Annotated in this window: 21 protein-coding genes and 1 pseudogene; 10 read left to right on the top strand and 12 right to left on the bottom strand. The window is 70.4% G+C overall.

Features of this window, described 5'->3' with window-relative positions:
- The first annotated feature begins 99 nt into the window (after positions 1 to 99).
- The 3 genes and pseudogenes from GA0070611_RS06445 to GA0070611_RS06430 all read left to right on the top strand — a co-directional run bounded on the left by GA0070611_RS06445 (position 100) and on the right by GA0070611_RS06430 (position 3,919).
- Positions 100 to 1,244, top strand: a protein-coding gene (locus GA0070611_RS06445; RefSeq protein ID WP_091659059.1) for an IS3 family transposase whose coding sequence is annotated in 2 segments (ribosomal slippage) — positions 100 to 370 and positions 370 to 1,244 — 1,146 coding nt in all. Because the reading frame shifts where the segments join, the coding sequence is not laid out codon by codon here.
- Between the two features lie 971 nt (positions 1,245 to 2,215).
- Positions 2,216 to 2,743: pseudogene (locus GA0070611_RS06435) on the top strand (hypothetical protein); the annotation flags it as partial.
- Between the two features lie 153 nt (positions 2,744 to 2,896).
- Positions 2,897 to 3,919 carry a DUF695 domain-containing protein gene (locus GA0070611_RS06430; RefSeq protein WP_091659048.1) on the top strand — a complete coding sequence of 341 codons (1,023 nt, stop codon included), beginning with the start codon at positions 2,897 to 2,899 and terminating at the stop codon, positions 3,917 to 3,919.
- Positions 3,920 to 4,059: 140 nt separating this feature from the next.
- Here the strand turns inward: GA0070611_RS06430 and GA0070611_RS06425 are convergent, their stop codons facing one another.
- The 7 genes from GA0070611_RS06425 to GA0070611_RS06395 all read right to left on the bottom strand — a co-directional run bounded on the left by GA0070611_RS06425 (position 4,060) and on the right by GA0070611_RS06395 (position 11,728).
- Positions 4,060 to 4,929, bottom strand: a complete 870-nt coding sequence (locus GA0070611_RS06425) for a ribokinase (RefSeq protein ID WP_091659044.1) — start codon at positions 4,927 to 4,929, stop codon at positions 4,060 to 4,062.
- Positions 4,929 to 5,795: a carbohydrate ABC transporter permease gene (locus GA0070611_RS06420; RefSeq protein ID WP_091659041.1), complete on the bottom strand. Its 867-nt coding sequence runs from the start codon at positions 5,793 to 5,795 to the stop codon at positions 4,929 to 4,931. Before GA0070611_RS06420 ends, GA0070611_RS06425 begins: the two co-directional genes overlap by 1 nt.
- On the bottom strand, positions 5,792 to 6,793 hold the full coding sequence (locus tag GA0070611_RS06415; RefSeq protein WP_091659037.1) for a carbohydrate ABC transporter permease: 1,002 nt from the start codon (positions 6,791 to 6,793) through the stop codon (positions 5,792 to 5,794). The genes GA0070611_RS06420 and GA0070611_RS06415 overlap by 4 nt, the downstream gene beginning before the upstream one ends.
- A gap of 83 nt (positions 6,794 to 6,876) precedes the next feature.
- Complete coding sequence (locus GA0070611_RS06410) at positions 6,877 to 8,214, bottom strand: ABC transporter substrate-binding protein (RefSeq protein ID WP_091659033.1); 1,338 nt, start codon at positions 8,212 to 8,214, stop codon at positions 6,877 to 6,879.
- Positions 8,215 to 8,255: 41 nt separating this feature from the next.
- On the bottom strand, positions 8,256 to 9,299 hold the full coding sequence (locus GA0070611_RS06405; RefSeq protein WP_091659028.1) for a nucleoside hydrolase: 1,044 nt from the start codon (positions 9,297 to 9,299) through the stop codon (positions 8,256 to 8,258).
- Positions 9,296 to 10,621, bottom strand: a complete 1,326-nt coding sequence (locus tag GA0070611_RS06400) for an ADP-ribosylglycohydrolase family protein (protein ID WP_091659023.1) — start codon at positions 10,619 to 10,621, stop codon at positions 9,296 to 9,298. Before GA0070611_RS06400 ends, GA0070611_RS06405 begins: the two co-directional genes overlap by 4 nt.
- Positions 10,622 to 10,645: 24 nt before the next feature.
- Positions 10,646 to 11,728, bottom strand: a complete 1,083-nt coding sequence (locus GA0070611_RS06395) for a LacI family DNA-binding transcriptional regulator (protein ID WP_157740220.1) — start codon at positions 11,726 to 11,728, stop codon at positions 10,646 to 10,648.
- A 459-nt stretch (positions 11,729 to 12,187) separates the two neighbouring features.
- Here GA0070611_RS06395 and GA0070611_RS06390 point away from each other — a divergent pair, with 459 nt between their 5' ends.
- Positions 12,188 to 12,520: a YciI family protein gene (locus tag GA0070611_RS06390; RefSeq protein ID WP_091659016.1), complete on the top strand. Its 333-nt coding sequence runs from the start codon at positions 12,188 to 12,190 to the stop codon at positions 12,518 to 12,520.
- A gap of 100 nt (positions 12,521 to 12,620) precedes the next feature.
- Here the strand turns inward: GA0070611_RS06390 and GA0070611_RS06385 are convergent, their stop codons facing one another.
- The gene (locus GA0070611_RS06385; RefSeq protein WP_231921348.1) at positions 12,621 to 13,199 is read right to left on the bottom strand and encodes a GIY-YIG nuclease family protein; all 579 of its coding nucleotides are present in this window, start codon (positions 13,197 to 13,199) and stop codon (positions 12,621 to 12,623) included.
- Between GA0070611_RS06385 and GA0070611_RS06380 the strand changes: the two genes are divergently transcribed.
- Genes GA0070611_RS06380 through GA0070611_RS06370 form a run of 3 tightly spaced genes read left to right on the top strand, consistent with a single transcriptional unit; the run spans position 13,192 to position 14,881 of the window.
- Positions 13,192 to 13,725, top strand: coding sequence for a VOC family protein (locus tag GA0070611_RS06380; RefSeq protein WP_231921347.1), 534 nt, complete (start codon positions 13,192 to 13,194; stop codon positions 13,723 to 13,725). The genes GA0070611_RS06385 and GA0070611_RS06380 overlap by 8 nt on opposite strands.
- A gap of 46 nt (positions 13,726 to 13,771) precedes the next feature.
- Positions 13,772 to 14,581, top strand: a complete 810-nt coding sequence (locus GA0070611_RS06375) for a DUF5984 family protein (RefSeq protein ID WP_091659003.1) — start codon at positions 13,772 to 13,774, stop codon at positions 14,579 to 14,581.
- 57 nt (positions 14,582 to 14,638) lie between these two features.
- Positions 14,639 to 14,881 carry a hypothetical protein gene (locus tag GA0070611_RS06370; RefSeq protein ID WP_091659000.1) on the top strand — a complete coding sequence of 81 codons (243 nt, stop codon included), beginning with the start codon at positions 14,639 to 14,641 and terminating at the stop codon, positions 14,879 to 14,881.
- Positions 14,882 to 14,930: 49 nt separating this feature from the next.
- Here GA0070611_RS06370 and GA0070611_RS30980 read toward each other — a convergent pair whose 3' ends face one another.
- Positions 14,931 to 15,083, bottom strand: coding sequence for a hypothetical protein (locus GA0070611_RS30980; RefSeq protein ID WP_157740219.1), 153 nt, complete (start codon positions 15,081 to 15,083; stop codon positions 14,931 to 14,933).
- 375 nt (positions 15,084 to 15,458) lie between these two features.
- Between GA0070611_RS30980 and GA0070611_RS06360 the strand changes: the two genes are divergently transcribed.
- Both GA0070611_RS06360 and GA0070611_RS06355 read left to right on the top strand, forming a co-directional pair.
- A complete protein-coding gene (locus tag GA0070611_RS06360) occupies positions 15,459 to 16,133 on the top strand; it encodes an HAD family hydrolase (protein ID WP_091658993.1) in 675 nt (224 codons plus the stop codon).
- A 173-nt stretch (positions 16,134 to 16,306) separates the two neighbouring features.
- Positions 16,307 to 16,702, top strand: a complete 396-nt coding sequence (locus tag GA0070611_RS06355; protein ID WP_091658988.1) for a hypothetical protein — start codon at positions 16,307 to 16,309, stop codon at positions 16,700 to 16,702.
- Positions 16,703 to 16,841: 139 nt separating this feature from the next.
- Here GA0070611_RS06355 and GA0070611_RS06350 read toward each other — a convergent pair whose 3' ends face one another.
- Both GA0070611_RS06350 and GA0070611_RS06345 read right to left on the bottom strand, forming a co-directional pair.
- Complete coding sequence (locus GA0070611_RS06350) at positions 16,842 to 17,918, bottom strand: golvesin C-terminal-like domain-containing protein (protein WP_091658984.1); 1,077 nt, start codon at positions 17,916 to 17,918, stop codon at positions 16,842 to 16,844.
- Positions 17,919 to 17,959: 41 nt separating this feature from the next.
- Positions 17,960 to 19,975, bottom strand: a complete 2,016-nt coding sequence (locus tag GA0070611_RS06345; protein ID WP_167604406.1) for a family 10 glycosylhydrolase — start codon at positions 19,973 to 19,975, stop codon at positions 17,960 to 17,962.
- A 164-nt stretch (positions 19,976 to 20,139) separates the two neighbouring features.
- On the opposite strand from GA0070611_RS06345, the gene GA0070611_RS06340 reads away from it, so the two are divergent.
- On the top strand, positions 20,140 to 21,537 hold the full coding sequence (locus GA0070611_RS06340; RefSeq protein WP_197675862.1) for a Fic family protein: 1,398 nt from the start codon (positions 20,140 to 20,142) through the stop codon (positions 21,535 to 21,537).
- On the opposite strand, the gene GA0070611_RS06335 is transcribed toward GA0070611_RS06340, so the two are convergent.
- Complete coding sequence (locus tag GA0070611_RS06335; RefSeq protein ID WP_091658979.1) at positions 21,538 to 21,825, bottom strand: DUF1905 domain-containing protein; 288 nt, start codon at positions 21,823 to 21,825, stop codon at positions 21,538 to 21,540. It lies immediately after the preceding gene.
- Positions 21,826 to 21,829: the final 4 nt, after the last annotated feature.

Here is a 21,829-nt window from a genome sequence, read left to right as displayed (position 1 = left end):
AGGGAAGACCGCCGCGGTCCGATACGAGCTCGGGACTGCCCCCGGTTCGGTTGACTCCTGACCTGTGAGGATGTGCTCCTCGCTGGAAGGATGTCTGCCATGCCCAAAGCGTTCCCGCCGGAGTTCCGCCGTGACGTGGTCGCGGTCGCCCGCAAGGGCGAGGCGCCGATCGCCCAGATCGCGAAGGACTTCGGGATCTCCGAGTCGTGCCTGCACCGCTGGTTGAAGATCGCCGACGCCGACGACGGGATCCGCCCCGGCACCACCAGCTCCGAGTCGGCAGAGCTGCGGGAGCTGCGACGCCGCAACAAGCTGCTGGAGCAGGAGAACGAGATCCTGCGCAGGGCGGCGGCGTTCTTCGCCAAGGAGATCGCCCCAAAATGACGTACCCGCTGGTCGGTGACCTGGCCGCGGACGGGATCCCCGTCGCGGTGACCTGCCGGGTGCTGGGCTTCAGCAAGCAGGCCTACTACGCGTGGAAGACCAGCCCGGTCACCCGTCGGGACCTGGAAGACGCCTATCTGATCAACGCCGCTCTCGACATCCACGCCGACGACCCGGCGTTCGGGTACCGGTTCATCACCGACGAACTACCCGCCCACGGCATCACCGCCGGCGCGAACCGGGTGGCCAGGCTCTGCTCACAGCAGCGGATCTGGTCGGCGTTCGCCAAACGCAGAGGCCTCACGAGACGGGCCGGGCCGCCGGTGCACGACGACCTGGTGCAACGCCGGTTCACCGCCGACGCGCCGGACCGGGTGTGGCTGACCGATATCACCGAACACCCCACCGGCGAGGGCAAGCTGTACCTGTGCGCGATCAAGGACGTGTACTCCGGCCGGATCGTCGGCTACTCCATCGACTCACGGATGAAAGCCTCCCTGGCGGTCACGGCGTTGCGGAACGCGGTCCGGCTGCGGGACCCGTCCGGCACTATCGTCCACTCGGACAGGGGTAGCCAGTTTCGCTCACGAAAGTTCGTGAAAGCGTTGCACCACAACGCCTTGACTGGCTCGATGGGCCGGGTCGGGGCGTGCGGAGACAACGCCGCGATGGAATCGTTCTTCGCCCTGCTGCAGCGCAACGTTCTGGACCGGCAACGCTGGGCCACCCGCCAGGAACTGCGCCTAGCGATCGTGACCTGGATCGAACGGACCTACCACCGTCGGCGTCGGCAACGACGTCTCGGGCGCCTCACACCGATCGAGTTCGAGACAATCAACAGGCCCGCACACGCGGCCTGAACCACTCAACCCCGCGAGTCAACCAAACCCGGGGCGGTCCCCTCCGAGGACAGCCGTGCTTTGAGCCCCACCCGCCGAACCCGCCGCAGCTCAGCAAATAATCGTGAGGAGGACGATGCGCAGCGATTGGACCGCTCTGCCAGAGAGTGTCACCGTGGGGATCGCCGAACGGATCGGTGGAACCTTCGACGCAACGCCGGCTTCGACCGGCAACCATGCCCAGATCGCCTCGACCGTCACTGGGCCGGCCGGAAAGGCCTTCGTCAAGGCGGCATCCGGAGACCTTGGCATTCGGTCGCTGCGCTACGAGCTGGCAGCCACCCGGGCCGTCGACCGGTATCCACCCGCGGTCCTGTGGCATTTCGAATCCGATGGCTGGCTGGTGGTAGGAACCGAGCACCTTGCCGGACCCACCCTGATCTCTCGCCCGACGGCACCGATCTCGACCTGCTTGCAGAAACACTGGAAGGACTTCAGCAGATACCCGCGCCGGGTAAGCCCTGGTTCAGCCCAGCGGCCAGGCTCGGGTTCAGGCTCCCCGCCATGGACGGCGAGGCCCTCCTCCACACCGACCTCAATCCAGCCAACCTGATAGAGAACCACGCACGGTCTACGGATCGTGGACTGGGCATGGGCAACCAGGGCTGCGGCATGGGTTGAACTCGCCTTACTCGTCCCCCGGTTGATCAGCAGCGGCCAAGCGCCGAGCAGGCCGAAGAATGGCTGGCGAGGTTCCCCGCCTGGTCAGTTGTCGAGCAGGCGGTCCTGGACGCCTTCGCCGTCTAGAACGCGTCGAAATGGTCGAACAAAGCCAGGCAGAGCACCAAGGTCTGGATGCACGACCTCGCCATGTGAACCGGAGCCTGGGCTGCGCATCGAACTGGCGACTCCGCCTGAGAACGGCTTCAGGCGGCGTTGACAGGCTCGCGCTGCGCTCAGCGGCCGTGTAATACCCGCAGGAGCGTGACCCTGACGTCCTCATCGGCATCGTCCGGGCGCTGGGCGGCGCGCAGGACGCACGTGGTCTGCCCATCCTGACGGCGTTGGCGGCCCACCAGGACGCCGACGTGCGATTCCAGGTCGCGGGCGAGCTGTCGATGCTCCTGAGCGACCCACCCGAGGCATCCGGAACAGCGACCTTGATCTCCCTCAGCGCCGACCCGGATCCTCAGGTCCGCGACTGGGCGACGTTCGGGCTGGGCACCCAGACCGACGCCGATTCCGAAGCCGTACGGCAGGCGCTGTGGGCACGGACCAACGACGCGTACCTCGCGGCTCGAGACGAGGCGGTGGTGTCGCTCGCCCGCCGCCGGGACGACGCCGTACGTCCCCTTGTCGCCGAATTGTTGGCGCAGCCGAGCGTGGGCATTTTGATCTTCGAGGCGGCAGCACACCTCAAGGACTCCTCGCTGTTGCCGCTGCTACGAAGGTTCGACACCAGCGACGACGACGTACGCGCCGCGATCGAGGCGTGCGAGCGAGGACCAGCACCGAGCTGACCACTCATCGGCCGCGTCGTGCAAGTCTGCCCTGGTCGGCGTGGTGGAGAGCACCGGAGCCCCCGTTGTGAGAGAAGCGGCTGCCCAGCAGTCGCGCAGGTCGCAGGTGTGTAGCCGAACTTGCAAGATCGCTGTCCGTTACGCTGCGCGGCCATGGGTCTGTTTCGGAAGAAGGCACGCCCCACGATGGAGACCATCGCCGGGTTCTGGCAGTGGTGGGCGACAGCACGCGGAGAGGTCGCGCAGGCGATCGACGCCGGCACGGTGCAGGGCTTTGCCGGTGAACTCGGACATCGTGTCCACGCGATTCATCCGGACCTGCAGTGGGAGTTGACTCGCGGCGTCACCTCCGCGCACGTGCTGGTCGTGACGGCCGGCGGGCAGGACACGGTACGGGCCGTCGCCGCCCGTTGGTTCAGCGCCGCTCCGCCCGCCGACGACACCTGGTCCTATCGATCCGTGCGCGCCGGTGAGCTGTCCGTCTTCGAGTCGACCATCGAGCTTGACGGCCACAAGCTGGACCTTGGGGACATGCGGTACGGCGTCGCCGTGGACATGCAGCGCCGCCAGATCGACGTCGTCTGCCACCACCCGGCCTTCGTGAACCTGCCGGACGACGTTCGGGGCCAGATCAGCTTCCTCACGCTCGACTGGGCGCTGGGCGAGGACGAGGTGGAGACCTGGATCGGCGAGATCACCTGGACCGCGACGGAGCCGGCGAACCCCCGAACGCCGCATGAGCTTCGCCGCGCAGCCACCGCCTTGGCGGGTGAAGAGGACTCCTGGGTGCTCATGCGGGGTCAGCGGCGCGACGGAACCCCGCTGATGGCCGCCGCGGCGTCACCGCTACGTCCTGCCCGCTGGCCCCGGTTCGACCTGCACGTGCCGATCAGGCTGCCCTATCAGCGGCACAACGAAGGGCAGCTCCCGGTGGACGAGTCGCTGGCGGCCCTGCGCAGGTTCGAAGATGAGCTGAGCGCGACCATCGGCCCCGATGGCGTGCTCGTCGCACACGAAACGGCCGGCCGCGAACGTACGCTGCACTTCTACGTCGACTCGCAGAGCACCGCGCGGGCCGAGCTCGAATCACACCTGCCGCAGTGGCGCGAGGGCCGGGCATCGGCCGGAGCACAGCTCGACCCGGCCTTTGAGAAGGTCCGTCACCTCATGCAGTAGGGGCGACCGCCGCTCGCTGGCAGCGCCAGGGCTTCCCCGCCGCAGGGTGTACCAAGCCTCGCAGCCTGCGGGGGCTGCCCCTCGCGGCGGCCTCCCGTGCGCCGGCCTGCTCAAGACGAGGATGGCGTCGCCCGAGGCCCTCAGTCCCACGGTACGGCGCCGTGCCACCGGGTCGCATCCGCGCCGGCGCGGTTCGCGTCCGCGATCGCGACCGGCATCGGCACCCCTCGGGCCAGGGCGGCGGTGAGCGCGCCGGCGAAGGCGTCGCCGGCGCCGGTGGTGTCGACCGGCTCGACGGACGGTGCGGCGACGGTGCCGGCGCCGGTGGCGTCCGCCCAGGCGGCGCCGGCCGCTCCCAGTGTCACCACCGCCGAGCGGGCTCCTTCCGTTATCAGGGCAGCGGGATAGTCGGCCGGTGCCATGGTCTGGGCCGCCGCGCCGAGCAGCAGGGCGGCCTCGTGCACGTTGACGACGACCGGGTCCGCCTGCCGCAGCAGCTCCGGCGAGACCGGCTGCGCCGGGCTGACGTTGAGCACGAAGCGCGCTCCGGTCGCCTGGGCGTGCCGGGCGGCGGCGACGACGGTGTCGAGTGGGATCTCCAGTTGGGTCAGGTAGCAGGCGGCGGCCGGCCAGGCGTCGACGGCGGTGAGGTGCTCGTTCGCGCCGCCGATGATGACGATGCTGTTCTCGCCGTCGGGGGTGACGGCGATCAGCGCGGTGCCGGTCGGGCCGGGGACTGTCGTACACCGGCTGACGTCCACCCCGGCGTGAGCGAGCCCGGCGCGTAGGCGGGCACCGTGCGGGTCGTCGCCGGTGGCGGCGACCAGCGCCGTCCGCGCGCCGGCGCGGGCCGCCGCGCTGGCCTGGTTCGCTCCCTTACCGCCGGGGCGGTGGCTCAACTGCTCGCCGTGCACGGTCTCCCCCGGCTGCGGGCGGCGGGCGAGCCGGACGATGACGTCGATGTTGACGGATCCGACGACGGCCACGTCGAACTGTGGCGTTGCGGTCATCACTTGCCTCCGGTGGCGGCGACGCTGGCGATGAAGTGTCGTTGCAGCAGCAGGAGCACCCCGGCGGGCAGGATGCTGACGATCACGGCCTCGACGAAGGTGAGACCGTAGTCGTTGGTGAACGCGCCGAAGGTGCGCGCCAGCGACACGGCGGCGACGTCACGCGTCGGGTCGGAGGTGATCAGGATCGGCCAGAGGTAGGCCTGCCACTGGAACAGGAACAGGATCAGCCCGGCGCCGATCAGCGCGGGCCGCGACAGGGGCAGGTACATCTGCCAGAAGGTGCGCCACCAGCCGGCGCCGTCGACGTGGGCGGCTTCGCGGATCTCGGCGGGGATGCCGAGGAAGAACTGGCGCAGCATGAACACGGCGAGGCCGTTGCCGATGCCCGGTAGCACGAGGCCGGTGATGGTGTTGTCGAGGTGCCATTGGCGAAACGTCGTCGACAGCGGGATCGCGGTCGCCTCGAACGGCACCAGGAAGCTCACCACGACCAGGGCGAAGACCAGCCGGCGGCCGGGAAAGTCGATGACGGCCAGCGCGAACGCGGCCATGGCGCAGATCGCCAGCCCGGCGACGACGGTGAGCGCGGCCACGAGAATCGAGTTGCCGACGTTGCGCAGGAAACCCACTTCGATCAGCCGGCGCAGGTTGTCGGCGGTCGGGTCGCGGGGCACGAGCACCCACCAGGACAGCGGCGCGGAGGACGAGAAGGTCTCGTTGCTGGTGCGCAGCGCGCTGGCGATCAGCCACAGGATCGGCACCAGGAACAGTGTCGCGCTGCCGGCGGCCACGGCGGTGAGGGCGTGCCGCGGCCACGCTGACGGCCGGTGCCCGCCACGGATAAACGCTCGGCTGGGGTTCATCCCGTCTCCTTGCCGGTGAGCAGGCGGAACTGCAGCGCCACGACGGCCAGCATGATCGTGAGCAGGACGATCAGTTCGGCGGCAGCGGTGTGCGGATCCGACAGTTGGTACGCGTGGCGGAACACGTCGTACATGAGCAGGTTGGAGCTGTCCTGCGGGCCGCCGTTGGTGAGGACCTGGATCGGCGCGAAGAGGACGAAGTTGGCGACGGTGTCGGCGACCAGCACGAACAGCAGCGGCCGGCGCAGCAGCGGCAGGGTCACCGCGAAGAAGGTGCGCACCGGGCCGGCCCCGTCGATGCGGGCCGCCTCGTAGTAGACCGGCGGGATGTCCTGGATGCCGGCGATGAGGAACATCATCCAGTAGCCGACGCCGATCCAGGAGGCGAGCAGGATCAGGCTCCACAGCACCTGGCCGGCGGAGGTGAAGAACGGCTGTGGGCCGATGCCGAACAGCCCGAGCACACCGTTGACCGGACCGTCCGGGCGCAGCGCGATGCCCCAGACGATGGTGGAGCCGAGCATCGGCACGGCGCTGGGCAGGAACACCAGGGTGCGCCACAGTCCGGTCCCGGGCAGTCGGCGGGTCATCAGCACCGCCAGGGCCAGGGCGGCCAGGATCTGGATCGGGTTGACCAGCAGATTGAACACCAGGGTCTGGGTGAGCGACGTCCGGAAGCCGGGGCTGGCGAACAGGGCGGTGAAGTTGTCCAGGCCGACGAACTCGGCCGGGAGCAGGCTGCCGGGCAGCCGGCTGTAGAGGCTGTCGATGAGCGCGCTGGCCGCCGGAAGGAGACGCAGCAGCACGAGGCAGGCCAGCACCGGGGCGAGGAAACCGGCCGCGGCGAGGCTGTCGCGCCGCTTGGCCCGGGCCCGGGACCTGACCCGGCTCGTCCGATGGGCGCTACCCGCACCCGTGACGGGAGCCGTGCCGGCCAGCAGAGGGCTCGCCGCACGGGTGGCGGGGTCGTGGGGGGAGGTGACGGCGGGCTGTGCCATGAGGGAACCTCTTCTCGTGCGGCGGCACCGGCTGGACGTGGCGGGTCCCGGCCCGGCGGCGGCGCGCCGGGACCCGCCACGGCTCACTTGCGGTACTTGGCCCAGGCGGCGTCCAGCTCGGACTGGGCCTTCTTCAACGCGGTGCCGGCGTCGACGCCGTTGATGACGTCGGTGAAGGCGCGGCCCATGATGTCCTCGAACTCGATGTAGCCGGTGGTCTTGAGCCGGATGGTGGCGGTGTCGGCCAGTTCGTGCTTGAGCAGTGCGACCGCGCCGTTCATCTTGGGGTCGGTGAACGTCTTCTGCGCGTAGTACTTCTCGGTGCCGGCCACGTTCGCCGGCGGCACTGCCAGGTCGGTGATGTACTGGCTGAACCCGCCGCCGTCGAGCGCCATGAACTTCATGAAGATCAGCGCGGCGTCGCGGTTCTTGCTGTTCGGGTTGAGTCCGAGCGACCACGCGCCGGTCGGGGTGACCGGCTTACCGCCGGCGAAGGCCGGGTACGCCGCCACACCGAAGTCGAGGCCCTTCGCGCCGAGGAACTTCGGCGCCCACCAGGGTCCGCCCGGGTAGAACGCCACCTGACCGGCGGCGAACAGGTCCGAGGTCTGCGCGGTCGGCACGCCGCGCGGGGAGACCTTGTCGGCGAACTGCTGGCCGTACCAGGTGAACGCCTTGCGCCACGCGGCGTTGTCGACGGTCGGGGTGAGGTTGCCCTTGCCCTCGCCGCCCGGACCGCCGCCGAGTGATTCGGCGAGCGGCTGCAACTGGTAGTACCGGTCGACCTGATCCAGCAGCAGGCCCCACTTGGCCCCGGACTGCTGCGCCTTGCGTCCGTCCGCGCTGATCTGCTCCCACGTCATGCGCTGAGCGGGATCGGCCGACGGGAGCGCGATGCCGGCCTTGGTGAGCAGGGTCTTGTTGTAGTACAGGAGTTGGCTGGAGGTTTGCAGCGGCATCGCGACGAGCTTGCCGTCGACCGTGGCGGCATCCACGGAGGCTTTGTCGATCTTGCCGCTGAGGTCGCCGAACGCCGGGGTGAGGTCGGTCAGCCACCCGCGGCCCTGGTAGGCGGCGGTGCGCGGCATGTCGGTGTCGAACAGGTCCAGGTCGGCGTTGCCGGACCCGAGCCGGACCGACAGCACGCTGTTGAGCTGGTCGAACGGCACGCTCTCGTACTTGATCTCGATGGTGGGGTGTGCCTTGGTGAACGCGGCGAAGACCGGTTCGAGGGCCTTGGCGTCGTAGGCGGCGCCGGCGTAGGTCAGCACGACCTTCGACGTCGGGTCCTTGAGGTCGTCGGCCTTGTGCAGCGGCGCGGCCCCGGGGGCGTCGGCGGAGCCGCCACAGGCGGCGAGGGTCAACGCGGTGAGGGCCGCGGCCGTGCCGGCGAGCAGCCGGCCGAGGCGAAGTGACGCCATGGTGGGAGTTCCTTTCGTGGGGGATGTGAGGCGGGGGTGTCTCAGGAACGATCGGATGCGGGTGTCTCGACCGAGGGCGCCGCGGCGAGCAGCCGGTCGAGGAAGAACTCCACGAACGCGTCGACCTCGGTGTCGACGGCGACGGCGGCGTTGGGTGGGCCGGCGGGAGGGGTGAGCGACAGCCCACGGTCGGCGACGACCAGGCCGCGACACAGCTCGCTGCCCATTTCCACCTGCACGTGTGCGGGCTCGAATCGGACCAGGTCGGGCCGCAGCACGGCGGCCACGGTCAGCGGGTCGTGCAGGAAGCACCCGTCGACGTGTTCGGGCCGCGAGGGGAACGCGGCGTGCAGGAAGCTGATCCACGCGTCGGTGCAGTCGGCGGCCCAGAGCGCGAACGGACTGCCCACCTCCCGCATCCTCGCCGCGTGCGCGCGGGTGAGCCGGACCCGCATGGTCTGGTCCAGGCCGACCATGCGCACCGGGGCGCCGCTGCGCAACACCACGTCGAGCGCTTCGGGGTCGACGTAGGCGTTGAAGTCCCCGACGGGCGTGATGTTCTGTGCGTAGGTGGTCGCGGCGCCCGCCATGATGACGAACTCCCGGACCGCGCCGGCCATCTCCGGACGTAGGGCCAGGGCCAGGGCGAGGTTGGTCATCGGTCCGATGGCCAGCACCGTGATCTCACCCGGCGCGGCGAGCACGGTGTCGGCCAGCCACACGGCGGCGTGTTCCGGGCGCGGCCGGGTCACCGGTCGGGCCGTCGGCACGCCGGCGTCGGGCAGGACCCGGGCGAAGAGCTCGTGCACGGGCGCCATGTCCCGGCGCAGTGGCGCGCCCGCGCCGACGAACACCGGCACGTCGGTGCGGCCGAGCCGCTCCAGCAGGGCGAGGGCGTTGGCGGTGCCGGCGGTGGTGTCGACGTTGCCGTTGACGATGGTCAGGCCTTCGACGATCAGCTCCGGCGAGGCCAGGGCGAGCGCGATGGCCAGGCCGTCGTCGATGTCCGCGCCCGGCGCGCCCAGACCCGGGTCGGTGTCGATGATCACGCGCAGCGGACGCTGCGGGGTCGGCGCGGCGCTCATCGCGTCACCTGCCCGAGCGACGTCAGCGCGAGCCGGGAGGTCCGCTGGGCCAGCTCCGCGATCGGCGTGCGGTCGAAGTCGCGGATGGCGCTGCGGACCGCGCCGCCCAGCGGGGCCGTCCAGCGCTCCGGGATCGCCGCACGGCCGTGCAGGGCGCCGAAGACCGATCCGGCGGTCGCGCCGTTGGAATCGGTGTCATCACCGCTGCGCATCGTCAGCTCGAGGGTCCGGGTGTAGTCACCGGCGCCCCAGAGCAGTCCCGCGCTGATCCAGACCGCGTTGTTGATGGTGTGCACCCAGTTGTAGTGGCCGAGCTCGCCGTGCAGGATGTCGGTGGCCTCACCCCAGGGTTTGCCGGCGTCGAACAGCTCCAGCACCCGGTCCTGGGCCTCGCGCAGCCGGCTGCGCGACGGGATCCAGGTCCGGGCCGTGTCCAGCGCTGTCCGCGCGTCCGGCGCGGTGAACGCCGTCGCGACGAGAGCCGCCGCCCACATCTCGCCATAGATTCCGTTTCCGACGTGCGACAGCACCGCGTCGGTGAGGGCGAACTCCACCGCGCGGGCCGGGTCGCCCGGGTTCGTGTAACCCCACATGTCGGCCCGGATCAGCGCGCCGATCCACTCCCGGTACGGGTTGTCCGTCGTGGCGGTGGCCGGCGGTCGCAGCCCGTGCAGCAGGTTGCGGTAGGCGGCGCGCTCGGCGGTGAAGGTCTGGGTGAACGGCAGCCGGTCCAGCCATTCCCGGGCGATGTCCGTGGTCGTCAGCTGCGGACCGTACGTTTCCAGCAGGTGCAGGCCGAGGATGGTCCAGTCGAGGTCGTCGTCGCGCGGGGTCATGGTGAACCGGCCTCGGCTGGCGAACGGCGCCGACTCGTGCAGGTGGCTCACCCCGGTCGGCAGCGGGTCCAGCAGCGGGAGGTAGTCGGTGAGCGGGTCGGCTCCCGCTGCGGCCAGATACCGGCCGACTTCGGCCCGGGTCAGTCCCTCCACCGGCTTGCCCAGGCAACAACCGGCGCAGCGGCCCAGCCACGCGCCGTGGATGCGGTCGGTCAGCTCCTCGGCGGTGCCCTGCCACGGTGTCGGGGTGACCGGGTGCGTCAACTCGGCGAGAATCGCGCTCCGCTCGGCCGGCTCACGATAGGTCCAGCCGGGGTGCCGGTCGGCGCGGTTGAGCGCCTCGCGCACCGAGGACAACCGCGCCTGCTCGCCGTTGTCGAGCGCGTCGGCGAGCAGCGGCCGCAGGTGCGCGACGTCGTAGCCGCTGCTGGCCAGCTGGGCCAGTTCGTCGGGCACCGTGTCACGCGGGTCGAGGACGTCATGCATGGGTGGTTCTCTCCTCTTGGTGGTTCAGGCCGAGCGGCGGGTGATCAGCTGGTGCCCGACCAGGACGCTGCGGCGCGGGATGTGCCGGCGCGGCGCCCGGATGCGTTCCAGCAGCAGCGAGCCCGTGGTGTGGCCGATGTCGAACGCCGGGATCTTCATCGTGGTCAGCGGCGGGTCGACGAGCGCCGCCGCGTCGATGTCGTCGACACCGATGACGGCCAGACCCGACGGGACGTCCACGCCGGCAGCCCGGGCGGCGTCCAGGGCACCGATCGCCATCAGGTCGTTGGCGCAGAACACCGCCGTCGGCGGGTACGGCAGCGCGAGGAGCCCGGCGGTGCCCTCGAACCCGCCGTCGCGGGTCCAGTCGCTGACGATCTGCAGGTCCGCGTCCGCCCGCAGGCCGGCTTCGGTCAGGCCGCGCCGGAAGCCGTCCAGGCGGGCCCGGCCGGGCGGGTTGCCCTGCGCGCCCGCGACCGTCGCGATCCGCTGGTGTCCGCGCCCGGCCAGGTAGCGGACCGCGTCGGCGGCGATGCGCGCGTCGTCGGCGGTCACCACGTCGATGCCGGCGTCGGCGAGCTGGCCGCCGACGGACACCACGGGGATGCCGGCGCGTACGGTCGCGGCGAGATCGGCCGAGGAGAGCGCGAGGCCGGCGAGCACGATGCCGTCGACCCGGCGGGCCACCGCGTCGGCGATGAAGATCCGCTCGCGTCCCGGGTCACCGTGGGTGTCGGCGAGGAGGTTGAGGTAGCCGTCGGCCTCCAGGCTGCTCTGCAGTCCGCGGGCCAGGGCCGGGTAGAACGGGTTGGTCACGTCCGGCACCACGAGAGCGACGGTGTGTGAGCGGCTGGCCTTCAACGACCGCGCGACGCTGCTGGGCTGGAAGCCGAGCTCGGCGATCACCTGCTCCACCCGGGCCCGGGTGGCCGCGGCTACCGGCCGGTTGCCGCTGAGCACGTGCGAGACGGTGGTCTTGCTGACGCCGGCAGCCGCCGCGACCTCGTCGATCGTCGGCATCCCGGCGGCGGGCTCGCCGATGACGCTCATACCCGCGTCCCGCCCCTGCCCCCGCTCGGGCCGCTGCCCCGCAGCATCCTGACGCATGCTCACCTCACAGGTCTCACCGGCGTCATCGGAGCAGATCTCCAAACCGGTTTGCAGAGCATGCGGCAGATCCCTCTCGCCGTCAAGACCCGTTCGCCATGAGAACGCCCGGATGGTTACTGCAGCTAGAGGAAGGGCGTAGCGGTGGAGTCAGGGCTTGGTGGCCCAACATGGCATCCGCCGCATCGACCCTTGACGCGCAGATCCACCTCCGTCCATCCCATCGATCCGCAAACCGTTTTGTGGAGCGGAGGAATCACCCAGGAGCCTGGGCGTGTGGCCCGGGACCGTACCCGGTTACCGGCAACGCCCGGTCAGGCGTCGTCGCCGCCCGGGGCAACCATCCCGGGCATCGCCGCCGCGCCGCGGCCACCACCGGGGTGCAGGCTTCGTCCCGGGCAGGGATGATTCAAGGGGAAACGCCCTATCGGTCGACAACCCTGCACGAGAGGAGTTGCTGTGGCGAAGTTCGTGACCATCGGGTACGGCGACCAGGCCGGCTACGACCAGACCGACGCGGCCGTACGCGACGCGGCCCATGCGCACGACGACCGCCTGCGCCAGGACGGGGTCGACATGGGCCTCGCCGGCCAGCCCGTGCAGGTACGGAACCACGACGCGGCCCAGGTGACCACGCAGGACGGCCCCTTCATGGCCTCCGCGCTCCCGGTCGCCGGCTTCGCCGTCATCGAAGCAGCCACGCTGGCCGAGGCCATCGACATCGCGTCGCGTACACCGTGCGCCGTCGCGCACGGCGTGGTCGAGGTCTGGCCGCTGCAGGAGTCACCGTGAGCGCCGAAGGCCTGCCCGCTCATCAGCAGACCCGCACACGCTCAGCGGCGTGAGCGGGCCACCGCACAGGTGACGCGCGCCGGGCCGCCGGTCACGGCGCTCACGAGGGTTCGGCGGGGCGGCTGCTCGCGTGGTACGACTCCTTGGCGGCGATCACGCCGGCCTGGAGGTGTTCGGGGTCGACGCCGTGCACGTTGAGTGGCGGGTGCAGACGCCGGACGAGCTCAGCCTCGATCATCGCCGACTCTGGGTCCTCCGCCCAGGTCAGGCTCAGGTGCGCGTGCATCCACGCGGTCAGCCGCGCCTCGTCCTGCGGCAGCAGGACGACACGGTCGGTCCAGGTCGTCCGGTACCCCTCGTCCACCAGAAGCCCGGCCAACGTGCGGCGCAGCGTCGAGCTGCCCGAACGCCTCAGATGGTTGCGCAGGATCCGCCCGCGCAGGCTGGTCGCACGTCCGAGGTACAGCAGCCGAAGCGACGGGTCGTTCTCATTCGGCGGACCTGGGAGGTCGGGAAGAACCGAGGTGTCGGCCCACCAGGCGTAGACACCGCTGCCACGGCTGAGCCGCTTGACAGCGACGTCGAGTCCGACCGGTGCGCTCGAGAGCAGCCGCAGGGCTTCTTCGATCCGAGCTTCGTCGGTAGGGACGTGGTCGGGGCGCCGTTCAGGAATGGTCATCGAGGTCATCCTAGGTTCTGCACGGATCATGGCGCCGTGCGGTGCGCCCATCGGACCAGGCCTTCAGGGCCGGCTGCACCGGCAGGGCCGCGGCCACCCGGACGGCACGAGTGTGCCGAGTATGAGGATGTTGCACCTCGGGCTGCGGGTTACTGACCTGGAGCGGTCACTCACCTTCTACACCACGCTCGGCTACGCCACGATCGGAACCGTTCCCGAAACCGAGTTCGGCAGTCTGACGATGCTCAAACTTCCGGACGACCCCTTCGCCAGCCTCGAACTCGTACACGATCCGGCGCGGCCAGTTGGCGACGTCAGCGCCGTCAACCATCTCGTCGTCCAGGTGCAGGACGTCCACGCCACCGTCACCGGTCTGGCGGCCAAGGGCATCGACGTCGAGCCGCCGACCGAGCTGGGGCCGGGAATGTGGACCTCTTGGTTGACCGATCCCGACGGTTACCGGATCGAGCTCGTCCAGTGGCCACCCGGCCATCCCGCTGGCATGACGGTGGCCGATTTCGGCTGACTGACCTCGACGTGCTCACCCTCCGAACGCATGGGACGCTGCCTCGATGATCAGGTTCCGATTCGAGCTGTACCCACTGAACGAGGTGTCGCCGTGGGGCAGCAACCAGCCGACGCTGCACTGGTTCGGGCTCACCGAAGGCTGGTACTGGCTCGAGGCAGGCGGACACGTGTTGCTGCGCCGCACCCGGGAACCTCGCCCGCATCCCTACATCGACTACTACCTGGCCCGGCTCTGGGAAGACGTCATTGCCCTGATCCCCGAGGTACTGGAGCCGGTACCGGACGATCTGCAGTCGTTCATCTCCACCGACCCCCAGCGATGGACGTGCGACCCACTCGAGTTCATCCACGATCCGGATGAGCAAGGGACCGACGACGGGAACGCGGACACGCCCGACCATCCAGTCGTCACGGCCGCAATATGGCACGGCCGGCACTACCTGGACTTCGGATACGTACGCAATCCTCCCAAGCTCCGGTTGTGGCGCACCACCCGCGGCGACAGCGACGAGATCACCATGGATTGGCGGCACCAGGACGATGGCGAGATCGGCTTCACCGCCGACCCCTCAGTCCGGCTCAGCATCCCCACCACCGCATACCTTGGGGCGGTGCACACCCTCCACCACGAGCTGATGCGCACCATGGGGCAGCGGGTCGAGGAGTTGGAGCGCCGCGGCGGGCTACCTGGCGTGGACCTTGACCTGGTCCATCTGCGGCGGGAGCACGAAGACCGCCGCCATTGGCTTGCAAAGAACTTCGACCGCTCCCCGACGACCGACTGGAACGCTGTCCGCCGAGGTGCCCGCCTGCTGCTCGGCGACGTCCAAAAGGCCGACGCCCCGACGGGCTGACGCCTGCCCTGCCGATCATGGAACGGTGCGGCATGGCGTCGTGGCTAGAGTGTCGCCGTGGTTGTAGTCAACATGGTGGAGGAGTTCGGTGCTGACGATGCACTCGAACGTTCGTGGGCCCTGCCATCAGAGATCATCGAACCGCTGCGTGTGCATGTCGAGGTGACGCCCGACGGGTGGGTGGTGGATATGTGGCCTGTGACGGCTCAGCTCGCTGCCATCGTGCAGCCTTGGATCGACGAGCCGATCGACGTCGAGTCGGACTCCTGGTTCATCAGCTCCGCAGAGGTCGCTGACTGAGGCGCTTGGATCATGAGCTGCTGGAGTTCGCCCCCCGACGCCAGCGCCCTCACCGCAGCCCGGCGACACCTTGCAGCCAGGTGGCCCACTCGTCGGCATCCTCCAATCGGGCGAACCCGTTCAGCGCCGCGGCAGCCAGTCCGGCCGGCAGTGCATCGTGCTCCCGCAGCTCCCGCGACTGGGCCAGGCTCAGCTCCAGCACCGCAGGCCTGGCAACTCCGCGACCCGGTGCAGGTCGCTGACGTTGGCTCCAGACAGGTCGAGGTGAACGAGGGCCGGCAGAGCAGCCAGCGGACCGACCGCGACCGGGGGGCGGATGGCGAGCTTCAGCCCCCACAGGGCCGGATGCCGGCCGAGTGGCGCAAGGTCGACCTCGTCAGCATCAATGGACAGCCACTCGACCGGCACGTCAGGTGGGAGGTCCACGGTGACCGCCGCAGCATGGTTGATGGAGACGCAGCGCAGATGACGTAACGGCGCAAGCTGCGCCAGCCGGAGGGCTACGCCGTCGTTGAGGGCTATCTAGCTCACTGCGTCGCGGCCCACAGAACTCGTCGTGTTGATCTAGGGTGATGCGATGACCGCGGAGCCGGTGACGACAGTGCTGTTCGACTTCGCCTGGACGCTGTTCGCCAGAGACTCGGAGCGCTGGGTGGGCAACGCGGCGGCATCGATCGGCCGGACATTGGCCGACGGCGAGGCACACCGTTTTGCTGGCGACTTCGCGGAACTGTTGCGGGAGACGGCCACGGATTCGGCCCACATCGCCCGAGATCTGGATCCGCGAGTCTGGGATCGGGCGATCCTCGCCGTCCTGGAACAGATTCCCGGGGTGGACCAGGCGCTGGCATCGGCCTTGCACGACACGCACGCCGAAGCGATCGAGCCGTACGCCGACACCGTCGCCACCCTGTCCGCATTGCGTGACAGCGGTGTTCGCATCGGCGTCGTCAGCAACGTCGGCTGGGACATCCGCACATGCTTCGCACGGCACGGACTCGACGGCCATGTCGATGCGTTCGTACTGTCCTACGAGGTCGGCTTCGTCAAACCGGACCCTCGGATCTGGGGCGCCGCCCTCGAAGCCCTCCGTGCCACACCGCGTCAGACCCTGATGGTCGGTGATCATCCCGCCGCCGACGGCGGATCGGTTTCCGCCGGCATACCAGCGCTGATCCTGCCGATGGTGGATTCACCCGCGCAGCAACGCGGCTTCGATACCGTACTCAGGCTTGTCCAGGTTCCGTCCTGACAGGTCTGTCCCTGGCTCTCACGTTGCAGCCGAAGAGCCTCACGATCGTGAGCACCACGTTTGCGCGGAACGGCTCACTGGACGGCGCCGTTGCGGGTGGTTCGCCGGTCCGTGGCTGTTCGCCCCGGTGGACAACCGGCTCGAGCCGTATGCGTTCGGGGTAGCGTGCGCGCATGCGCTACCTCACCCGGTCGTTCGTCCTCGGCGCGCTCGGCCGCAGGAAAGGCGTTGAGCAGTTCGTCGGCCCCCTCACGCACACGGGCGTCCGAGGCATCCGCTGGGTCGCGGTCTGGCCCTGGCAGGACGGCTACCACGTGTCCGTTCATGACGTACAGGACTTGGACAACGAGCACTGCCGCGATTTGTCCGTGTTCCCGCCCCTCAACCCCGAAGACGAAGATGACACGGGCTACGGCCGGGTGATCGGCCACCTTCACGACCCAGCGGAAGCCTTGGAACTGGCGGAGCGGACCACCGGGGTCTCCCCGCATCGGTGGGTCAACGACGGGGTTGCCGGGGAGGTTTATGCGGACTTCGTGTTGGCCAGGCAAGCCCGGAACAAGCCGTGACCGCCAATTCGGACGGCGGGACGGCCCTCAGCCGGCAACCGTCCGGTGGCCGCCGGCGACGACGCCACGAGGGCCGCCCCGCCCCGCCCGACCCACGAACAGCCACGACGCGGCCGGCCCCGCAGGCGAACGGACCCGATCAGCTACGGGTGATGCGGACGGCGTCGGCGACGACGTAGCCGCCGGTGGTGCTCCACCGGCTCACGGCGACGACGTTGCGGGTTCCGGCGGTCAGCGCGAAGGTGCCGAGGCTGCGCCACGCTCCCCCACCCGTACGCTGGTCGAGGGTGACGGTCTGGCTGCCGGTGGCCGCGAGCACCACGTGCGGAGTGGCCGCGTTGTAGGCGCTCGACGCCGGATGCCACACCTCGATCCGGTACGACCCGTCCGCCGGAATCGTCGCCGAAAAGTACGCCGCGTCGCTGACCGCCTGCGGGCTCGCGTAGCGGTAGTCGGCCCCGTACCGGCCGGCCGTACTCGCCGACGTCGACCAGTTCGCGCTCGCCGTGAAACCGGCGGTGGCGTTGTCCACGATGACGCTGAACGCCGGCGGTCCGCCGAGCGCCGCGGCGACATCGGTGCGCAGCTGTGGGAGCTTCGCGTACAGGACGTCGCCGGGGCAGTCGGTGGAGTAGAAGTCGCGGTGGCCGAAGATCTGGGTGGCGGGGATGGCGTACTGGTCGCAGATGTACGCGCACAGCTCGACCAGCCGGCTGTACAGCGCCGCGGGCGGGGCGACGGTGTTGTAGTTGCCCTCGTTCTCGATGCCGATCGCCTTGTCGTTCTGCCCGGGGCAGTGCGCCCCCACCACGATCCCGCTGCCCGCCTGGAGCCGGGCGAGGCTGCCGTGGCGGCCTTCGGTGACGTACCCGCCGCGGCTGTTGGTGAAGTGCTGTCCGGTGTCGGCCCAGCCGTTGCTGTCCATGTGGTAGTCCTGGATGGACCGCGACAGCGCGAAGGCGTGCGCCTGGGAGTAGTCGGTGCTGTTGGCGGTGTCGGTGTGGTGGATGAGGATCTTGTCCGGGTTCGCGCTGAGGGTGGTCAACGCGCTCGACGGGTTGCGGGCTCCCCAGGTGGCGCAGCCGGCGATGCTCGGTGCGGCGGCGGCCAGTGCCGCCTCGGGCAGTGTGAGGGAGAAGCCGCCGGCGGCGGTGCTGATGCCGAGCAGCACCGCGCCGCGCAGGACGTCGCGGCGGGTGGGCGGGGATCCGGTCATGGGGTACCTCCAGGGGAAGAGGGGCGGGGGCGAGGGCGGGCTCAGGCGCGGGTGATGCGGATGGCGTCGGCGACGACGTAGCCGCCGGTGGTGCTCCACCGGCTCACGGCGACGACGTTGCGGGTTCCGGCGGTCAGCGCGAAGGTGCCGAGGCTGCGCCACGCTCCCCCACCGGTGCGCTGGTCGAGGGTGACGGTCTGGCTGCCGGTGGCCGCGAGCACCACGTGCGGAGTGGCCGCGTTGTAGGCGCTCGACGCCGGATGCCACACCTCGATCCGGTACGACCCGTCCGCCGGAATAGTCGCCGAGAAGTACGCCGCGTCGCTGACCGCCTGCGGGCTCGCGTACCGGTAGTCGGCCCCGTACCGGCCGGCCGTACTCGCCGACGTCGACCAGTTCGCGCTCGCCGTGAAGCCGGCGGTGGCGTTGTCCACGATGACGCTGAACGGGCCGGCGGCCGGGGTGACGAGGCGCGCGTCGCTGGGGACGCTCTCGTGGTGCTGCCGGTCCAGGGCGGTGAGCAGGTAGCGGTAGGTGCCGTCGGTCGCGGCGGTGGTGTCGGTGAACGTGCCGGTGCTGCCGGTGGCGCGTACCGTGCCGAGCAGGTAGCGGGCGTCGGCCAGGTCACACGGGTCGACCGCGCCGTCGCCGGGCAGCCGGTAGACCGCGTACCCGGTGGTGGTTGCGGTCGTGCCCGCCTGCCAGGCGAGGGTCACGCCGGTCGGGGTCCGGTCGGCGGTGGTGAGGGTCGGTGCGGCGGGTGCGGTGCCGCCCCGGCCGGGGGCGAGCGGGATCAGCGCGGGACGGCGGTAGTGGTCGGCCACCAGCCGGCTGACGGCGCCCAGCCGGTCGGCGCGGACGTCGCCGGCGCTGAACTGGATGTCGCCGACGACCTCGGGGTGGCTGCGGTTGAGGGTCAGGTGGTCGGTCAGTTCGGTCGGGTCCTGCCAGGCCGGGTCCTGGCTGCTGTCCCCGACCTTGTAGGTGCCCTGCCCGATCAGCAGCTGGACGTCGGTGCCGGCGACGGTCGCGGACCACCAGCGCACGAGTTCCTGGTAGTCGGCGGCGGGGTGGCCGATGTGCCAGTAGAGCTGCGGTGCGATGTAGTCGATCCAGCCCTGTGTCACCCAGCGGCGGGAGTCGGCGTAGATGGCGTCGTAGGACTGCAGGCCGCTGGTGCGCGAGCCGAGCGGGTCGGTGGTGGCGTTGCGCCAGATGCCGAACGGGCTCACCCCGAACTTCACCCAGGGCTTGGCCGCCCGGATGCGGGTGGACATCTCCTGCACGAGCAGGTCGACGTTGTGGCGTCGCCAGTCGCCGACGTCGGTGAAGCCCGTGCCGTACTGGGCGAAGGTGCCCTGGTCGGGAAGGGCGGTGCCGGTCACCGGGTACGGATAGAAGTAGTCGTCCCAGTGCACGGCGTCGATGTCGTAGCGGCTGACCGCGTCCATCATGGCGTCCTGGACGAAGGCGCGCACGGCGGGAATGCCGGGGTTGTAGTAGAGCTTGCCGCCGTAGCTGAGGACCCAGTCCGGGTGCTGGCGGGCCGGGTGGCTCGCGGCGAGCCGGGACGGGTCGGCGTGGTTGGCCACCCGGTAGGGGTTGAACCAGGCGTGGAACTCCAGGTTGCGGGCGTGCGCCTCGGCGACCAGGAAGGCCAGCGGGTCGTAGCCGGGATTGCCGCCCTGGGTGCCGGTCAGCCACTGCGACCAGGGCTCGTAGGGCGACGGCCAGAACGCGTCGGCGGTGGGACGGACCTGCACGACGACGGCGTTCATCCGCTGTCGCTGGGCCAGGTCCAGCCAGGACCGGTACTCGGCCTGCTGGGCGGTCGCGGTGAGCCCGGTGGCGCTGGGCCAGTCGATGTTGGCCACGCTGCTGAGCCACATGGCGCGGAACTGTCGTTTCGGGGTGGCCGCGTCAATGGTGCAGGCAACCTGCCCGGTGGCCGACGCGACGTCCTGGGCGAGCGCCGGCCGGACGGCGGCCTGCGCCACGATGATGATCACGGCCACCAGGGCCAGCACTCGACTCAATCGACGAACGTCGTCACGCATGAAAATATCTTCAGCTCAGCGCCGCCAATCCGCAAGTATTCTTCGGGCTCGATCTGTGGGTACCTGCCACGCGCGGGCCGCGCCGACACGCGCCTTGCGCGACTGTCAGGGCGGTCCGGAAACCGATCGACCGAACCGGGCGCCAGCTGGCAGGATGCTCGCCGATGACGCTCGACGAGGCACGGCAGCGGATCTCCCCCTACCACCTCACCTGGCCCGAGGTGGACCCCGCGTCCCACCCCTTCGATCCCGCCCAGGTGCACGATGTCCTCCGCGAGATTGGCACCCCGGTCCCCCCGCCGGTCCACTGGGACGGGAAAACCTACGTCGGCGACGTCGAGGCCCGAGCGTGGCGGGACCGGGTCAGCCACGCGCTGGTCGACCGGTACGGACGGTGGGCGGCGGGCTGGCGCTGGTCGGTCGGCGAGGGCGACTTCGACGGCGGCCCGGTCGGCTCCTGGTGCTGTGTCTCCCACTCGATGAAGGGCAGCGCCGACGAGACCCTGACGCTGGCGGCCGACGCGCTGCGGGAGTGGCGGCGCTGGCTGGAGGACCTGGCCGAGCGCTTCGACCGGTTCCTGCCGCTGGCCAGCGGCGACGGTGACGAGGAGCTGCTGGTCGCCTGGGAGACGGCGGTGGCCCAACTCGTGGTGATGACCGTCGACCGGACGCGCAACGACAGCGGCTGGTACTTCCACTGCGAGCGGGTGCTCGGCTGGTTCCTCACCGCCGCCGGCATCCCCGAGCAGCGGCACGCGGCGCTGATCGAGCACGCCATCGGTGGAAGGTTCCGCAGCTGGGTCGCACCGGACGTCGTGCAGGTGCAGGAGGTCGCGGAGCGGCTGGCCCGCCAGGTCGTGGACGTGCAGACGTCGACGGCGGCAGCCGACCACTGGGACGAGGGTCGCCGACGGCAGGACACTGACCGGTACCGCCGGCCCGAGGTCGGGCGTCGCCTGGACGCCCTGGAGGCGTGGGAGGCCGCCCGGGCCCGGGTCGACTGGGTCAGCGCCGCCGGGCACGTGAGCGGGCCGGCCCGTACCGGCCGGGACGCGGTCGCCGCGCACGTGGCCCGCCGCCCGGACGGGGCCGCGCCGCTCGCCGCAGCTCTCGACCAGGTACGCGCGGCAGCCGCCGAGGGCGGTCCGCTCACCTTCGCGCTGCTTGCAGGCTGGCAGGCGACGGTGCTCGGGGTGCCCGAGGCGGCCTTCCGTACCGATCCGGCCTCGGCGAAGGGCGGCCGGGAGAGGTACCACTGGCGGCCCGACCTGCCGGCGGTGTTCGAGGCGCGCCTGGCCGAGGCGACCGATCCGGCGGTGCCGTTGCCGTCGCGGGCGGCGCGGGTCTACCTGGACGTGGCGTTCTTCCACCCGTTCGACGACGGCAACGCCCGCGCGGCGATGCTGGCGCTGTACTACGTGCTCGCCCGCGAGGGCGTGGTGCTCGACCAGGCCGCACCGCTGCTGGTGACGGTGCGCCAGGCCCACGACCGCTTCGGCGCGGCCGGGCTGGCGAAGCTGGTCGAGCTGCTGATCGACAAGACCCGCCGGCAGGCGGGCTGATCAGGCGTCGACGGTCAGCCGGACGGTCACCACGTCGCCGACGTCGATCTGCTCGGCCCGGCGCACGGCCGCCTTCAGCGGCACCACGTACCGGCCGTCCTTGGGCCACAGTGAGGTGGTCCAGTCGGTGCCGCCGATGCGGGCCGTCACCGGGACCATGCCCCAGCCGTAGGTCACCTGCCCGGCGGCGTCGGTCAACGCGCCGCACTGCTCGTCGGGGACGGTGACGAAGTGCCACGGCGACGGGCCGCGCCAGTACCAGACCTCACCGGTGAACTCCAGCAACATCCGC

This window comes from Micromonospora auratinigra (genome assembly GCF_900089595.1).
Lineage (GTDB): Bacteria > Actinomycetota > Actinomycetes > Mycobacteriales > Micromonosporaceae > Micromonospora > Micromonospora auratinigra.
This window is presented reverse-complemented; position numbering and strand designations above follow the sequence as displayed.

What these genes read in the sequence shown, in the direction of transcription:
- GA0070611_RS06360 (WP_091658993.1), top strand. Translation starts at nt 15,459, where the DNA reads ATGACCGCGGAGCCGGTGACGACAGTGCTGTTCGACTTCGCCTGGACG.
- GA0070611_RS06380 (WP_231921347.1), top strand. Translation starts at nt 13,192, where the DNA reads ATGGTCATCGAGGTCATCCTAGGTTCTGCACGGATCATGGCGCCGTGC.
- GA0070611_RS06345 (WP_167604406.1), bottom strand. Translation starts at nt 19,975, where the DNA reads ATGCGTGACGACGTTCGTCGATTGAGTCGAGTGCTGGCCCTGGTGGCC.
- GA0070611_RS06335 (WP_091658979.1), bottom strand. Translation starts at nt 21,825, where the DNA reads ATGTTGCTGGAGTTCACCGGTGAGGTCTGGTACTGGCGCGGCCCGTCG.
- GA0070611_RS06410 (WP_091659033.1), bottom strand. Translation starts at nt 8,214, where the DNA reads ATGGCGTCACTTCGCCTCGGCCGGCTGCTCGCCGGCACGGCCGCGGCC.
- GA0070611_RS06340 (WP_197675862.1), top strand. Translation starts at nt 20,140, where the DNA reads ATGACGCTCGACGAGGCACGGCAGCGGATCTCCCCCTACCACCTCACC.
- GA0070611_RS06400 (WP_091659023.1), bottom strand. Translation starts at nt 10,621, where the DNA reads ATGCATGACGTCCTCGACCCGCGTGACACGGTGCCCGACGAACTGGCC.
- GA0070611_RS06355 (WP_091658988.1), top strand. Translation starts at nt 16,307, where the DNA reads ATGCGCTACCTCACCCGGTCGTTCGTCCTCGGCGCGCTCGGCCGCAGG.
- GA0070611_RS06385 (WP_231921348.1), bottom strand. Translation starts at nt 13,199, where the DNA reads ATGACCATTCCTGAACGGCGCCCCGACCACGTCCCTACCGACGAAGCT.
- GA0070611_RS06415 (WP_091659037.1), bottom strand. Translation starts at nt 6,793, where the DNA reads ATGGCACAGCCCGCCGTCACCTCCCCCCACGACCCCGCCACCCGTGCG.
- GA0070611_RS06430 (WP_091659048.1), top strand. Translation starts at nt 2,897, where the DNA reads ATGGGTCTGTTTCGGAAGAAGGCACGCCCCACGATGGAGACCATCGCC.
- GA0070611_RS06405 (WP_091659028.1), bottom strand. Translation starts at nt 9,299, where the DNA reads ATGAGCGCCGCGCCGACCCCGCAGCGTCCGCTGCGCGTGATCATCGAC.
- GA0070611_RS06425 (WP_091659044.1), bottom strand. Translation starts at nt 4,929, where the DNA reads ATGACCGCAACGCCACAGTTCGACGTGGCCGTCGTCGGATCCGTCAAC.
- GA0070611_RS06420 (WP_091659041.1), bottom strand. Translation starts at nt 5,795, where the DNA reads ATGAACCCCAGCCGAGCGTTTATCCGTGGCGGGCACCGGCCGTCAGCG.
- GA0070611_RS06375 (WP_091659003.1), top strand. Translation starts at nt 13,772, where the DNA reads ATGATCAGGTTCCGATTCGAGCTGTACCCACTGAACGAGGTGTCGCCG.
- GA0070611_RS06395 (WP_157740220.1), bottom strand. Translation starts at nt 11,728, where the DNA reads ATGCGTCAGGATGCTGCGGGGCAGCGGCCCGAGCGGGGGCAGGGGCGG.
- GA0070611_RS06350 (WP_091658984.1), bottom strand. Translation starts at nt 17,918, where the DNA reads ATGACCGGATCCCCGCCCACCCGCCGCGACGTCCTGCGCGGCGCGGTG.